The sequence below is a fragment of the Endozoicomonas sp. ALB115 genome (genome assembly GCF_049310245.1).
Classification (GTDB): Bacteria; Pseudomonadota; Gammaproteobacteria; order Pseudomonadales; family Endozoicomonadaceae; genus Endozoicomonas.
In genome coordinates this window covers 47394-62501 of sequence record NZ_JBLYZG010000019.1, presented here as the reverse complement: position 1 = coordinate 62501, position 15108 = coordinate 47394, and the positions used below count along the sequence as shown (strand labels likewise).

The following is a 15108-nucleotide window of genomic DNA, read 5'->3' as shown; positions in this document are numbered from 1 at the left end:
ATAAACGTCAGTTTTCAGGTAATCGCTGAACCCTTCAAACAGCCGCAGGGGGACCAAAGCAGCAACCGACCGGTGGGGTGCCCAAGTTGCTGGGAATTCGCAAGCAGAGCGACACTTGCAGCTATAGCATTAAGTGCAAGACAAGGTACTCAATACTGTTTCGATGGAACTTTTTCTTTACCTGATGATCAGAAAACGTACAAGTTCTTTAATAACAACAGTTTATAAGTATAAGTATATGTTTATGTCAACAGGTCTTTATGACGTTAGTACCAATATCAGCAATACGGTGGCCGCCAGCAGCGCCAACAATGATCATCACAAGCTTGAGGAAGCCAGAGCTTTCGTCAGAAAAGTTGGTACGGAAAGAGATGTAAAGTCCCTGTACGCCGATCTTTCCAATAATGCTGCCGAAATTAACTCCTCCTTTGGGGGCAAAGCCGGGCATAACAGAACGGTTATTGCTACTGAGCCAGATATCGCTGTGGATGGCCTCAAAAGGTCGACAACCCATACTGTTGGCGACCAGTCGGTCAGAAAAGCAGGCATCATGGAATCGTCCGGGTTATCAACAGACAGCAAGCTCGACAGACAGTGGATCAAAGCCACTGAGACACCAGTAAAAACGGCACTGCTCCAACCTTACAGGCCCGGTGCGACCAGTGGCCAGGAGATTGCCCGGCTTCATCACGGCCTTCAGCACAGCTGCCGGACAGCCACCTGGGCACTGGCAGTACTGCAGCTGCGTAAAGAGCAGCAAGATCGCCCGGCACTGGCATTTCCCGATCGCATGGTACCGCTGCTGGTCAAGGCCTGCCTGTTCCATGACTCCGGCCGTGAGGATGATGGGGAAGACCAGACTGAGTGGGAGCGGGCCAGTGCTGACAACCTGATGGAGCACCTGCGTAATTGTGGCATTGCCCAGAACCTGGCCTGGCAGTGCGGCGAAGCGGTTCGCAATAAAGATTATCCGGATGCCTGTAAGTATCTGCCTGAGGAGATACAGACCCTGCGCAGTCTGCTCCACGATGCCGATTGCCTCGATGTGATGCGGGTAAGAAGCTGTTTTTTTATGAATAAGCTGGACTGTTTTGCTACCTGTCAGAATGAACACGGCCGAAAAGCGTGGCGCCAGCTGGCTGAGGCGATTTGCCAGGTGATTGCCAGCCAGGGTGATTTGTGGCACTCCATATCCCTGAGCGACAGTGCAAAAAAAGGCAGGGGATTTTTCCGGATACAAGGAGTGACCGGGAGTGAGCGCATCAAAAAACAGTTTGAGCACCATCCTTCGCCATTGTGGTATCAGTTTTCCAGCATTGTTGAGGAGTCCGCTGTTATCGGGGGGCTGATCACTCCTTTCATCAACCATCGGGCAGGGCCAGAGCCGGCCTTTTCCCTGAACCAACTGCAGCCGGGCGTGGCAGTGGCAGGATGCCCGCAGTTACAAACACGGTTGGACCCGGTGAGTAACCGGCATTTTTACCTGAACCCGGCACCCTGTGAGCTAAGTGCCTGCAACCAGGTACTAATGGCTAACATCGCCAGACTCCTGGGCATGAACGTACCCGACACCTTTGCCCATCAGGAAGCGGGCCAGTCTTACGTGGTCAGTCATGTAGCCAGTGACTGGCTGGGTAACCTGAAAAGCGCAAAGGAACATCAGCAATCCCTGTCGCCAAAGCAGTGGGCCAGATTATTGCTGATCAATGCCATTGTGGGTAATGAAGATCTCACCTGGGAGAACATGGCACTGACCTCGGAAGGGGAGCCGGTGGTGTTTAACTGGAATCACGCCGGACTGGCCACCCGTTACCCCTGTGCCCACAAACCAGAGCCAGCGCCTGGCGAGGACGATTTTTCCTCCATGCCGTTGCTGTTGAACAAACTGCGGGACCCACAAGTCCCGGCAATGAACTCCCACCCTATTGCCAGTCCCTGCGTCGATAGTATGTCTAAACTGGACGACAACCTGCTGGGTCAGACCCTGAAAGAGCTGCTGCACCAGTTTGACTGGCAGGCCCTGGGCCAGCTGATTGAACAAAGCGGTTATCTGGCCGGTGACCGCAGCTGGTTACGGCAAACTATCCATGATCGCATAGCCTGGCTCACCACCCGCTTGCCAGACACGCTAGAGCCGGGTGAACGGGTATCCATGGCGGAATACCAGGCCATAAGGGCAGCAGGTATCCGTGGGGGCTGGTTGCAGGTTAAAGGCCAGGACATCCGCACTGGCCAGGTCTGCCTCACTCAGTTGCTGGATCAGGATGGTCAGCCAATAACCCGGATGACCCTCAGGCTGTCACGGGATGCAGGCAACAGAGTGGCTGACAATCTGGCGCTGGAGCGAGGGTTGTACCATCTGAGCACCTGGAGCGAATACGTCAGTAAGCATCTGAACGGCAAATACTGCGACTGGCGCAGTGACCTGACCAGTCTGGCCGATGAGTGTGAAAAACAGGCACTGCAGTTGACTCAGGATATAGAGCGGTGGCAAGAAACGGATCGTCAGACCATCATAGATGTTGTAAACAATCTGCACTGCATTACCAAAAGGTGTCGTGCATCTTTAACCGCAGACCAGCCGTCTATTGAAACACTGCCACCAATTCAGACCCCGCTACCTGCACCAGCCTTGCCTGCAAGGGTTAGCTCAAGGCTTGGTGAAGAGAGAGAAGCGCAAGTGCGCCTGAGCGAATTCAGCCACGGTTTTGCCAAGTTGACCGGTGAGAGCGTCAGTTATGTGAATCAGAAACAGCTTGAACACGCCAATCTGACGGCCTCACCGGTGCGAGTGATTGAACTTGCGCCGACCTTCATCGAGAAAGGCAGTATTGAGTTTTATCCCGAGCGTGACCCGAATGCCCGAACCTTTGACCATAAGATGGTGCTGACCGCTCCCGGTCACGAAAAAGCGGTGGTTGAGGCCCTGTTCAGGGAGCTGGCGGAGCTGGGCATCGACCACGGGTGCCCCGATGCTGTTGACCTGGAAGAGCGCTGGCTGGACTCCCTGGCCGACTATCACCGCTGCCTTGGTGACATGAACCGCGCCGTGGCAGCAGCTGGCGATGCGGATGTGGACGCCCGTGTTGTTCGCATCAATGCAAAAAAAACCTTTCTTGCTGAACGGCTGGGATTGAGCCTACGGCCTTGGTATGAAAGTTATCGTATACATGCCGGACGCCTGATAGGTTACCTCCCCGGTCAGCCCCACGGCGTTTCCGGGAGCCCGGCCCGGGGATTTTGCCCGGTACACGGTTTGAACTATACGGCCCTTGGGCAACCAGTGACAGGAATTGTGGCTGGTATGCTGAACAATGAGAGAGCCCTGACTTCCTTCGTACGACGTACTGACATTGGGCTGGAGCCCTTCCAGGAGACTGCTACCACAGCCAATCGGTTTAAATGCGCTATTGGCCATGATGTATATACCCGTATCCAGCCCTGCAGTGAATTCGCCCATAGTCAATACGCGGGGGCATTGTCCATGACGTTCAAACCAGCAGCACTGATGCGCCTGGATGCAGATTTTTTTCTGAAAGTCCGTTCTTTGGACGTTTCTTACCCGGGCCTGAAAGCCATCCGGCCTAATGAGAAAGTCATTGTGCAGTCAGCCGGTGACTACCAGCAATTAATTAAGTGTTGCACTAGTCAGGAGACCCTCTTTGCCCTCCCTCTGTCGTTACCTGATGAACTGGATGTTTTCACTATAGGCTCTGCCAAAGATCAGCTGCAACTGTTGTACATACTCCGTAGGCGCTATAGCCACTGGCCAGACGGTCGCCCACTGGAGCAGATTTTTCTCCACTCCTGGTTAGTCTGTTACCTTGAGCTAACCTCTGGACACAACATGGGGGTTCCAGAAAATGTCAAAACTCTTGTTCAAGCTTGCGGTAAAAAAGGTATCCAGCGCCTGATGCAACAAAATCCGCAGCTGCTGGAGGGAAAACTCAAGTCGCTGGATGGTTTGGAGATTGCTGTGCAAAATCACAATCATGAATTGGAAAAATTGGATTTCAGCGATTGCTCAATGAATGGCACTGTGTTCAAAGCAACCCAATTCAGGGAATGTAAATTCAATATGGAGCCGTTAAACAGTGCGAGTTTTGAAGATGTCAGCTTCATCAACTGCGGTTTTGCAGGGAAGTGCTTTTCACCATCGGTGTTAAAAGGTGCGAAATTTTTTACCTGGGTTGGGAAGCGGAGTCATTTGTCTCAACTTATCTATCAGTCGTGTTTCGCTCAGCAAAGTGATGGCTCTGTTGCCGTTAATGGCATAAATACTGTTGAGACTCGCACTGTTAATCCGGAGCAATGGCTGCAGGTTATGATAAAGAATGATTTTCTGAGAATCTGTAGCAGTGACTCTCTGGATGGTTTTAGTCAGGAAATCCTGGATCAACATCTCAAAAAAATGATTACATCAGATTCTGATGCTCATGTTCTTATTAGGGAGGTTTTGGGATATCAGTTTGAATCCATTTACGGTTCATTAAACTTCGTAAAAAACAACCCTGATTTCCATAGGCAGAAATTTAATGATCTGAGTTTTTTATATTTTGATTTCAAACGTAAATTTTACAGTAATCAATTTTCGTGTGGTATTTTATACTTTTTACAATGCAACAATAGAGGCAAATTATCTGGGAAAGCTACCCTGACTTTGCTTTTAAATTGTCTTGAGTTCATGATGTGGCCAGAGGGCAAAAAATCATACATAGAGTATGGGAATGATTCAAAAATTACGAAGAAGGGAGATAAAAAGCATTGCAAAAAAACTGATCCAGACGAACTTACAGCAGAGAAACTGTCATATATGGAATTATCATCTATCAATAAAAAGTTACGCCTTGAGATGGGCTGCTTTGATGAACTGAACCGCGATTCTCTTAAGCGATTTCTGGACAAAAGTCTGGAAGATTTCCGAGCTGATTTCCATAAATACTGGAAGGACTGTTCAAAAAAGGATCAATTAGCAATAGCTAAAGACTGCCTGGCAACGAATAACATAGCCGTGAGTTACGTGACCACAGTGGCATTTATGAAACTGCTCATTGATAATGGGAAAGGAGCAAAGTGGCAGTCTGCCTTTGTTACCAATATAGCCAGGCATAAAACAAGTAAATACTTTAACGACCTTAGTGACAAAAGAGTAAGTCGGTATTATTGGCCCGCTGCTGATCGTATTGATTTAGATACAGCATTAACTTCTTTGAACCCGGGGCAAAAAAATTGCATGTTGATGTGTAATCTTTTTTGATTTATATCAGTAACGCTCCTCTCGACGCTGGGTGTCACTGGCCGTCATATTCGAACGGGTAACAGACGAGGTTTTCACCGGCATCCCTATTATTTCATTTCCGCCCCCTGCAGGTGTTCCGCCAGAAAGGTTCTGTCCAGTTGGTGGGTGCGGGAAGAAAAGCGTTTGATCACGGTGGCCTCGTTGGTAAAGGGTTATTGCCGGTTTGTCGGCATGAACTTCTGCTATATTCAACGCCCAACCAATAAAAATGAGAAGCTGTTATGAGTCTGGAGAAACGGGTAGAACGGCTGGAATCGCACGTTGACTCTCTTGACAGTGCGGTTCGCAGCCTGGTCAAGATTACAGGCGAAACGCACCAGATTGTTCTGGAAAACCAGCGTGAGAACCGAGTGCGTTTTGACCTGCTTGAACGCAGGCTGGATCAGCAAGACTGCAGGCTGGATCAACAAGATCGCCGTATGGAAAAAATGGAGTTCAGTATTACTGCATTGGCGGAAGCAACACGAGCCGGGTTTGAGCGAGCCGATAAACGACACGACGACTTTGTCAAAGAAACCCGGGAGCGCTTTGATCAACACGATAAGCGCTTTGACCAGCTGGAACTCCTGATTCGCCAGCTGCTTCCCAATGACAGCAACTAAGTAATTAACCTTAGGCTATCCCGACATATTGTACTCACTCCGTTCATCCTGAGCGAAGTCGAAGGGTGACTGGTACAAACTATCATACTGTTGTGATGGTAGTGCTGGTCATGCCAGCCGCAAATTCCGCAACCGACCGGTCAGTATTTCCGCCGCATCCCGCACATCACGGTCCAATGCTTTATTGCTGATAAAGTGGCTCAGGTCCATCAGACAGCGGTCGATCATGGCTGCGTGTTGGTCTTGTGCCTGCATGCCCAGTTGTTCGGTAATCAGCACGGCACCGTGATTCTCTTTCGGGATGATCACCTGCAAGTGATGGGGATTGGCAGGCACCCCGAACCCCAGCGTCGGGTGGGCAAAACGGGATTTGCCCGTCTCGCCTTTGGAAGTTCGCTTGCCGGTGGTGGATCCCACTTTCACCACCAAAATAACGTAATCATTTGATTTTGAAGCATATATTCTATTCGAATATATGGTTGGCACGATATTTAATCGTTTAAAATCAAAATGTTACCAAGGGGTGGTGAAGGTCGGGTGGATGCATTGTCGATCATGAATTACCTGACATTGGTGCAATCATTGAACTATTGTACATCCTGAATAATATCACCGGGCTTCAGTACCACTCCGCCCAGCTCTGCAAACTCTCTGGCGGCAAACCCGTTATCAAAGCTGACGCCGCTGCTGATAATAATGCTCACCGGTGCCTGCTCCTCTTTCAGCAGGGAGCGCAGGCTGTCGATGGCGTTGGCAATAATGGCCGAGGTGACCTCCCGTTCCGCAAACCGAACACTGACGGTATTTTCCCCGTCACCAATTTCCACCCGGCCCCCTTTCAGGCGCACGTTTTCCCGGTCCCGGAATTTGTTCAGGACACTGAAGACCTTGTCGGTGGAATCCAGGGACACCCGCTTGTTGTCGGCGATACGAGCGGGCTTGCTGTCGTCGATGATGGGGTCGTCGGCAAAATCCCGCAGTACTTCCAGCAGTAACGGGGTCATTTCCTATTGATGGGCGATAACCTGGCGGATAGCTTCCGCCGGGAAGGTGTCGGGTTCAAGGTTGAGAAAGGGCTTTAGCAACGGATGATCGGCAAACACAGCAGTACTCCGGCTCTCTGAATGTTTGGGGAATGATGGTTCAACCATAGCACCGGCAGAGTGCTGTTGGGGTGGTGGTTTACGTTAATCCGGATATTCGAGTAATCAAAAAGTCACCAATGTCTGGCCCGCTTTCAATACGATACCTTGTCAGGGGGAAAAATCAATACCATCAACACCGGCGTCTTTGCGCATGATGTTCTGGATGGATTTGATCACGGAACTGATGGACATAGTTTTTTCTTAAAAGCTGTTTGAACTTTTATATGAAAGAGAGGTCATAGTATGAAACTCAATAATTCAATAATTCAATAATTCAATGAATATGCCTATCTACTTTGCTGGTTTTAATATAGCTGCAGATCACTTTTCTTATTTTCGAGATAGTGCTTATTCGCAGTCTGCCACATCCTGTCAGGCTTTCTTTCGTGAAGTTGTGGACGTAGCAAATTTTCAATGTGCTATGCGTTCTGATGAAACTGTTAAACACCGTCTCCAGCAGCCAAAGGTGCTTTTTAATGATCCATCAGGTGATCCCCGGCTTGAAAAAAGGTCGATACTAATGGTTAGTAGCCATCTTCAAGAAGACCATCCATTTTACTTACCTGTCAGAATACAACCTCGGAATAATGATCATGTTCCCAAATATATTCCTGGTAATGAACGTTTTTCGATCCAGTCTATTTTAGGGTTAGAGCAATCAACCTCACAAAACACATTAGTTGCTAATCCTCAACTGGATAGTGAACAGCTGCAACGAGATACATCGCCTGCAGGAAATGAGTTGGATGATAAAGCTACGGTTTCCGGCTCTGATGAATCTCTGACCAGCACCCATGAGGATGACTGTGAGTCCGAGGAATTAAAAGCTGTCCGGAAGGCGTACGCACAGTCTGAGCGAAAAAAGGCTTATCAGAGGGCTTACCAGAAGGCTTACCGTCAGTCCGAAAAAGGGAAGGCTCGCAGACGAGCATGGGCGCAGTCTGAGAAAGGGAAGGCTTGCGCGCGGTCCTGGAAACGGAGAGCCTACCAGCAGGCTTATCGTCAGTCCAGCAAAGGGAAGGCTTACGAGCAGTCGGAAAAACGGAAGGCTTACCTCAAAGCCTACGAACAGACCGAGAAGCGGAAGGCTTACCTCAAAGCCTACGAACAGACCGAGAAGCGGAAGGCTTACCGAAAGGCTTACCTCAAAGCCTACGAACAGACCGAGAAGCGGAAGGCTTACCGAAAGGCTTACCTCAAAGCCTACGAACAGACCGAGAAGCGAAAGGCTTACCGAAAGGCTTATAATCAGTCCGAGAGAGTGAAAGCTTTCCAGAAGGTTTATCAGAGGGTTTACCAGAAGTCTTACCGTCAGACCGAGAAGTGGAGGGCTTACCAAAAAGCTTACCGTGAGTCTCCGCAAGGACGTGCTTACCTGAAGGCTTACCGTAACGCTTATAATAAGGTTTTAAGGGTTACCGGTGATATTGAACAGGCAAGAATCGCTGGTAGGCAAGCTACCGTCTTTTTAAAAGAATCCAATAAAGCAAACAATAATGAGCCTTTTAGAGAGTAAACAGGTTCTTGATCGTCAGCCAGGAAAAATATTGCACGACAAATGAACTATTGTTTATCCGTGAGTTGCCGACTTTTAAGCAGTTTATATCGCTATGTCAGGCTTTCTCCCGCCAAGTTTCAGAAGTAGCTCTGCTCTATATACTATGCATGCTGATGATACGACTGAAAGCCGCCTTTATCAGCCAATGGCATCTTTTCAAAATATATTTGATGACCCCCGGTTTGAAAAAAGATCGATAGCCATTGTCGATAACGATACTGAAAAAGATCAGCCACTCTACTTACCGGGCAGAACAAAAATGCAGAAAAATGATCATGCCCCCGCCTATATTCCTGATAAAGAGCGTTTTTCTATCCAGTCTATTTTAGCATTAGGGCAATCAAACACAGAAAGCTCATTAGTTGTTGATGTACAAAATCCTTGTGAAATTACTGATCCTCAACTGGACAGTAAGCAGTTGCAACGAAATAGATCACTTGCAGGAAATGAGTTGGATTTTAGCGGTTCTGCTTCTGGCCCCAGTGATGCTCTGCAACATAAATATTAAATGTTGTTGCGTCAGGCCGGAACTTTTATAAGAAGGAGTTGTCACAATAAATAATTCAGTAATTAAACAATTCAATGTCTGATCCGCATTCTAACTTTTATCCCTTGTATTCGGAATTTCAGAAAGCGTATAAGTCTGTTATGTCGAACAGGGGATCGGCTTTTACAGCAAGGGTACAGCAACATGGATCAGTATTCGGGCTGCAAGTTGGTCAAACTGCAACAAGTAATTATATGAATTCCTTCATTCCATATGGTGAAAGCTTTCATAACCCATTAAATGACTCCCGTTTTAAAAAAATGCCAGTCAGGGTTATTTATTCTCAAGAATATGAACAAAGTAAACCGTTAGACTTATCATATAGACTCGGGGCATGCCAGGGGGCTGGTCGAAATACCAGAACTCCTGCCAGCCAGCCGGAATTAAGAACTGATCGGGTTTGGAGTATGGCTGGTGAAAGTTCTGATCCATTGCCTGCTGGTAATGAGTTGGACTTTACAGCTTCTGCTGCAAAATCCGACGAATCTCTAACCATCATTATTGATAATGCTCATGAACAGGACGAGAAACGGAAGGCTGCCCGAAAGGCCTACCAGAAGGTTTACCGTAACTCCGAAAAGGGTAAGGCTGTGCGGAGGGCTTACCAGAATGCCTACTATAGGGCTTTGAGGGATACCCGTGATTTAGAACAGGCAAGATTTGCTGGCAGGCAAGCTGCTGCTTCTATAAAAGAGTCAAATAAAGCAAAAAATAATGCGCTTGAATAAACCTTTAAGTGCCAGGTTAAATATTAAGTTTGGTCTGTCAGATAGGAACTTTTACAGGAAAGCACAGTCCTAATCATGAATTCAACAATCTTATAATTCAACAAATCAATGACTACTCCTTATTCTAACTCACACTCCTTGTATTCAATATTTCAGAAAGCGTATGAAACTGTTGTGACGGGCAGTGGATTGCCTTTTCACGACCGGCCGCAGCAAAGTGGTTTAGTATTCGGGCTGCGAGTTAATCAAACTGCACCAAATAATTATGTAAAACCCTTGATTCCATATAGTGAAAACTTCCATAACCCTTTCAATGATTCCCGTTTTAAAACAGTGCCGGTCAGGGTGGTTTATTCTCAAGAATTTGAACAAAGCCAGCCGTTAGACTTCTTACCTAAACCCAAGGCACAACCGGAGGACGACAAAAATAACAGAATTCTTACCAGTCAATCAGATTCAAGAACTCATCAGGTGTTGGGTATGGCCGGTGAAGCGTGTTCTCACTCATACTTTGTAAATACTGATCATCCTCCACTTACCTCAGCGTTGAGAGAAACTGCTGAAAATGGTTTGGATGCTGAAGCTCCCGCTTCAGGATCTGGTGAATCTCTGGCCGTAGTTCCTGATAAGGCTTGCACACAGTCTGGGAAAGAGAAGGTTCACCATGAATCCGAAAAGGGGAATGCTTCCCGGAAGGTCTGTGAGCAGACCGGGAAACGGAGGCCTCCGAAAAAACGAACCTGGGATCGGTCTGAAGCAGGGAAGGCTTACTATAGGGCTTACCAGAAGGCTTACGTGAAGTCCGAAAGAGGGAAGGCTTTCCTTAAGGCTTATGCACAGAGCGATAAACGAAAAGCTTCCCGGAATGCATACGAACAGACCGACAAACGGAAGGTTGCCAGACGAGCCTGGTCTCAGTCCGAGGAAGGTAAGGCATACCATAGAGCTTACCGGAAGGCTTACCGTCAGTCTGAGAGAGGGAAGGCTCTCCGGAAGGCTTACGATGACTCTGAGAAAGGGAAGGCTAACCGGAAGAATTACCGTGAGTCTGCGAATGGGAAGGCTGCCAGACAGGCCTGGGCAAACTCCGAGAAAGGGAAGGAGTCTAAACGGATATGGAGAAATTCAGAGAGGGGTAAGGCTTACCAGATGCTTTACAGAAGGGCTTACAGTGAAGTTTTCAAGAATACCGGTGATAAAGCGCAAGCAAGAATTGCAGGCAGGCAAGCTACCGCCTTTATAAAAAAATCAAATAAAACAAAAAATAAATGAGCTTGAATCAACCTCAATTATTGATAGCTATGCCTGGCTGACATAAATATGGAGTAGTATCTTTCAGGTAGGAACTTTTATAAGAAAGCATAGTCCTAGTCATTAATTCAATAACTCAATAATTCAATGTCTACTCCGTATTTTAATTCACACTTTTTGTATTCGGGATCCCGAAAAGCGTATGAGTCTGTTATGTCGGGCAGTGGATTCACTGTTAAAGACTGGTCGCAGCAAAGTGGTTTGGTATTCGGGCTGCGAGTTGATCAAACTGCACCAAATAATTATATAAACCCCTTGATTCCATATGGTGAAAACTTCCATAACCCTTTCAATGATTCCCGTTTTAAAAAAATGCCCGTCAGGATTATTTATTCGCAAGAACCTGAAAAAATCAAGCCGCTAGACATATCACATAAACCTGGGAAATATCAGGAGGCCGAACAAAATAACAGAATTCTATCCAATCAATCAGAAATAAGAATTGAGCAGGTTTGGAGTATGATCGATGAAGTGAGCTCTCACTCATACGGTTTAAGTAATCATCCTCCTCCACTTATCACAACGTTGAAAGAAACAGCAGGAAATGAGTTGGATGTTGAAGCGTCTGTTTCAGGAGCTGGCGAATCTTTGAACATCGATCATGATAAGACTTACGTACAACCTCAGCAACGAAGGGCTTCCAAACGAGCCCGTACTGAGTCCGAAAGAGGGAAGGCTTACCGTGAATCCGAGAGAGGGAAAGCTGTCCGGAAGGCTAGCCAGAAGGCTTACGCAAAGTCTGAAAAAGGGAAGGCTAGCCAGAAGGCTTACGCAAAGTCTGAAAAAGGGAAGGCTTGCCAGAAGGCTTACGCAAAGTCTGAAAAAGGGAAGGCTTGCCAGAAGGCTTACACACAGTCTAAGAAAGGGAAGGCTTCCAAACGAACCCGGGCGGAGTCGGAAAGAAGGAACGCTTACACAAAGGCTTACCGTCAATCCGAGAGAGGGAAAGCTGTCCGAAAGGCTTGGTTTCAGTCTGAGAGAGGGAAGGCTTCCCAGAAGGCTTACGCACAGTCTGAGAAAGGGAGGGCACGCCAGAAGGCTTACAAACAGTCTGAGAGAGGAAGGGCTGCCAGGAATGCCTGGTCAAAGTCTGAGAGAGGGAAGGCTTGCCGCAGGGCTTATGCACAGTCTGAGAGAGGGAAGGCTGTCAAACGAGCCTGGGAACAGTCCGAGAAAGGGAAGGCTTACCGTGTGTCTGCGAAACGGAAGGCTACTTACCTGGCCTGGGCACAGTCCGAAAAAGGGCAGGTTGTCTTGAAGTCTTACCAACATGCTTATCATAAGGCTTACTATAAAGTTTTCATGAGCACCGGTGACAGGCAACTGGCAAGAAGCGCTGGTCAGCAAGCTGGCGCTCTTATAAGAGTGTCTGACAAGGCAACAAAAAATGAGCTTGAATCAGATTCTGCTACTTCCGTCTTGCCTGCTTTTAAAACTGACTGATAAGTCAGTAGCAGTATGATATTGGTTAACTGCTTAATTTCTAACCTGATTGAGCTGCCCGGGAGGCTATCCGAGAATAGACTGCCCTACTGCAGCGACAGCAAATTGGTCTAAAAATCCGATTTTATAAGACTAAATGTTGTTTTATAGGTCAGCCTCCAAGTTGGTCTTGTAATTGTTGAATGTATGCCGTGGCTTGTATCAAAATCTCTATCTTTGTTAATTGTTGATTGGATGCTCCGGGAATTTTATTTCGAAGTGCCTGGTAGGCTTGATTCATGGTTTTCCTGCGTCTTTTTTCATTATCGGCGCGCCTGTTTTTTCGTTCAACATAACTACGTCGGGGGGGATTTGTACTTTCCTCTGTGGTTGGTATGGAGTATTGGAATTGAGTGTCAATTTGCTGGACATTAAACTGATTGAAAGTGCATACTGCGGCAGAATTGATTCGACACATGCCATAAGGATTATCCCATGGCATACGAGACTGCATCGGCGCTATTTTAAAGTTCATCTGATGTCATACCTCCTGCAATTTGAACAAGAAACCTTGAGTTCAACATGTGCAAAGTCAAAATAGTCAGCGGCATTGGATTCCTGAATATCGCTTACCTTCTTTTTCTGACAACTTATCAATGGCTTTCAGGTGGCATTGAGGGTTATCGGCGCAATAAAAGAGAGTGAAAAAACGCATCTTGTTCTGATCAAGTGGAACCATAAGGCAAGCCAATTGCTCCGGTAATTGAGCAAGGCCACATATTTCGCAGGAACCAAACTGCAAGAACTGGAAAGTGTTTGACATAACCTGGCCTGAGACAGAAGGTTGAAAGATTCTGATTGAGTTACCGGCGATCAAATATTCAATGAGTTGAGTCTATCCGATGTAGCTCAGGATGCATCATCTTTAACAGTGATGTGATAAATTCCACCTTCTTGATCTCGAAGTCACTTACATGCGGAACCGTCGATAGCCAGCAGGAAACTCTGCATTCAAAATCACTGCGGCAAATATGCCTGCTCAATTTCCTCTGCAGAATCGCAGCAAGTGTACGAAGGCGCTGTTGTTGCGCTTGCAGCTGGCCGTCAGGCTCTTCTTCAGCGAATATGGAGATAAACTGCCTGGCTTTATCCAGGGTAAGCAGCGCGCGAACAAGCAAGCCATAAATACGCTCTTTGCCGTTTTTTGGGAAGCCAAAAAGAATGGTGCGAGGTAACTCAAACGCTGCCCCTTGATTCAGTTCAACTGTCAGCGGGTTAAGGTTTCCTATGAGGTGTTCCAGTGTATCGTTCAGTAACCGGGTTTCTTCAGCAAACGACAAACACCATAACGGCCTCTCAACGCCAGGAACACGAATGGCCAATGGTGCTGAATGTCCATTGATGACTCTGCCGTCAACACTGACCATAAGCCCCGGACCCGGGATGTCTGAGCTGGTGTCTTTAAGATGAATAGTGTAAGCATTTGGTAGTTGAATCGCCCGGCATCCGGGTATTGGGAGGATGAAGAAGTCGTCGTTGGCACCTAAATCCCGGTCAATGTCAAGTGCTTCCATAAGCGCTTGCATCTTTTTAAAGAGTTTCATGGCCGAATCTTCAGTCGAGCAGATAATGTCAATACCTTTGAATGATGCACGACGGTTCTGTAAAAAACGCGCGTATGAACCGGTAACCAGAATGGGGGGCGTGTTATAAGACTCATTGATTTCCTGGATCATCTCCAGTGCTCTGCGAGTTAGCACATTTAACTGCGGAACCTGATTGTCTGATAAGGGAAGCGCTCTTCTAACGGCAGCAGAAGCCTGATGCTGAAAGGTAGAGGCTGCGTATCCTTCAGGATCATGACCCGGGTCGACCTGACGATCAGTATAACCATTTAGATAACGTTTGGTGTTGAAGAGCGTTATCTCCTCGCTGCCAGCCGGACTCTCCATGAAGTCCTTATACACTTCATCCGGTGTAACCTGCTGGCCATTCAACGGCAGCCCCCTCAGGCAACATTCCGCTTTGAAGCGTGCGATGGCTAATTTGTACTCATCGTTTTGATCTGGCTGTCGGTTGAACTCCTGAACGACCTGGTCCGGGGTTACTTGTCGATTGTTATGGGGAATGTTTCGCAGGCAGAGTTTTTGCAGGAAGACGCCACTTCTAAGGGATGTTGTATCATTTCCATAGGCGTTAAGTACCACAGCCGGGGTAATTTGACGTCCTTGTAATGGTTTGTTTTGCCAAAAGGCAATCTCCATACTGATGCGTTCATATGCAGTGGTGGCTGTTCGTCCGCAAGACTCAAGGGTTGATATTTCCATACCGTTAAAGGTGCTTGCAGATCGGCCAGATATCTCGCCTGAACCGGCTCGTTGGTCAACATAGCCAGCGGACTCTGGGGGGGAGAAGGTTGAGGTAGTTGGCTTCATAATATAACCCTGCACACCTGAACGAAAAACATTCCCTTTGACTGAAAAATGATCATTAAGT

Annotated in this window: 11 protein-coding genes; 7 read left to right on the top strand and 4 right to left on the bottom strand. The window is 47.5% G+C overall.

Annotated features, from left to right (window positions below; genetic code table 11):
• Positions 1-244 precede the first annotated feature (244 nt).
• Positions 245-5257 (top strand): hypothetical protein, encoded by a 5013-nt coding sequence (locus ACO6VE_RS11050; protein WP_422461287.1) that lies wholly within the window; start codon positions 245-247, stop codon positions 5255-5257.
• 263 nt (positions 5258-5520) lie between these two features.
• The gene (locus tag ACO6VE_RS11045) at positions 5521-5901 is read left to right on the top strand and encodes a hypothetical protein (protein WP_422443899.1); all 381 of its coding nucleotides are present in this window, start codon (positions 5521-5523) and stop codon (positions 5899-5901) included.
• 108 nt (positions 5902-6009) lie between these two features.
• Here the strand turns inward: ACO6VE_RS11045 and ACO6VE_RS11040 are convergent, their stop codons facing one another.
• Positions 6010-6318, bottom strand: coding sequence for a DUF3780 domain-containing protein (locus ACO6VE_RS11040; protein ID WP_422461285.1), 309 nt, complete (start codon positions 6316-6318; stop codon positions 6010-6012).
• A 170-nt stretch (positions 6319-6488) separates the two neighbouring features.
• Complete coding sequence (locus ACO6VE_RS11035; RefSeq protein ID WP_422443895.1) at positions 6489-6905, bottom strand: hypothetical protein; 417 nt, start codon at positions 6903-6905, stop codon at positions 6489-6491.
• 883 nt (positions 6906-7788) lie between these two features.
• Here ACO6VE_RS11035 and ACO6VE_RS11030 point away from each other — a divergent pair.
• From ACO6VE_RS11030 to ACO6VE_RS11010, 5 genes are all read left to right on the top strand, one after another.
• A complete protein-coding gene (locus ACO6VE_RS11030; RefSeq protein WP_422443891.1) occupies positions 7789-8562 on the top strand; it encodes a hypothetical protein in 774 nt (257 codons plus the stop codon).
• Between the two features lie 145 nt (positions 8563-8707).
• Positions 8708-9112 (top strand): hypothetical protein, encoded by a 405-nt coding sequence (locus tag ACO6VE_RS11025; protein WP_422443889.1) that lies wholly within the window; start codon positions 8708-8710, stop codon positions 9110-9112.
• Positions 9113-9186: 74 nt separating this feature from the next.
• The gene (locus ACO6VE_RS11020; RefSeq protein ID WP_422443887.1) at positions 9187-9879 is read left to right on the top strand and encodes a hypothetical protein; all 693 of its coding nucleotides are present in this window, start codon (positions 9187-9189) and stop codon (positions 9877-9879) included.
• 480 nt (positions 9880-10359) lie between these two features.
• The gene (locus ACO6VE_RS11015) at positions 10360-11151 is read left to right on the top strand and encodes a hypothetical protein (RefSeq protein ID WP_422443885.1); all 792 of its coding nucleotides are present in this window, start codon (positions 10360-10362) and stop codon (positions 11149-11151) included.
• Positions 11152-11343: 192 nt separating this feature from the next.
• Positions 11344-12633 (top strand): hypothetical protein, encoded by a 1290-nt coding sequence (locus tag ACO6VE_RS11010; RefSeq protein WP_422461283.1) that lies wholly within the window; start codon positions 11344-11346, stop codon positions 12631-12633.
• A 151-nt stretch (positions 12634-12784) separates the two neighbouring features.
• Here ACO6VE_RS11010 and ACO6VE_RS11005 read toward each other — a convergent pair whose 3' ends face one another.
• The gene (locus tag ACO6VE_RS11005; RefSeq protein ID WP_422443881.1) at positions 12785-13147 is read right to left on the bottom strand and encodes a helix-loop-helix domain-containing protein; all 363 of its coding nucleotides are present in this window, start codon (positions 13145-13147) and stop codon (positions 12785-12787) included.
• 346 nt (positions 13148-13493) lie between these two features.
• The gene (locus ACO6VE_RS11000) at positions 13494-15047 is read right to left on the bottom strand and encodes a hypothetical protein (protein ID WP_422443879.1); all 1554 of its coding nucleotides are present in this window, start codon (positions 15045-15047) and stop codon (positions 13494-13496) included.
• Between the last annotated feature and the right edge of the window lie 61 nt (positions 15048-15108).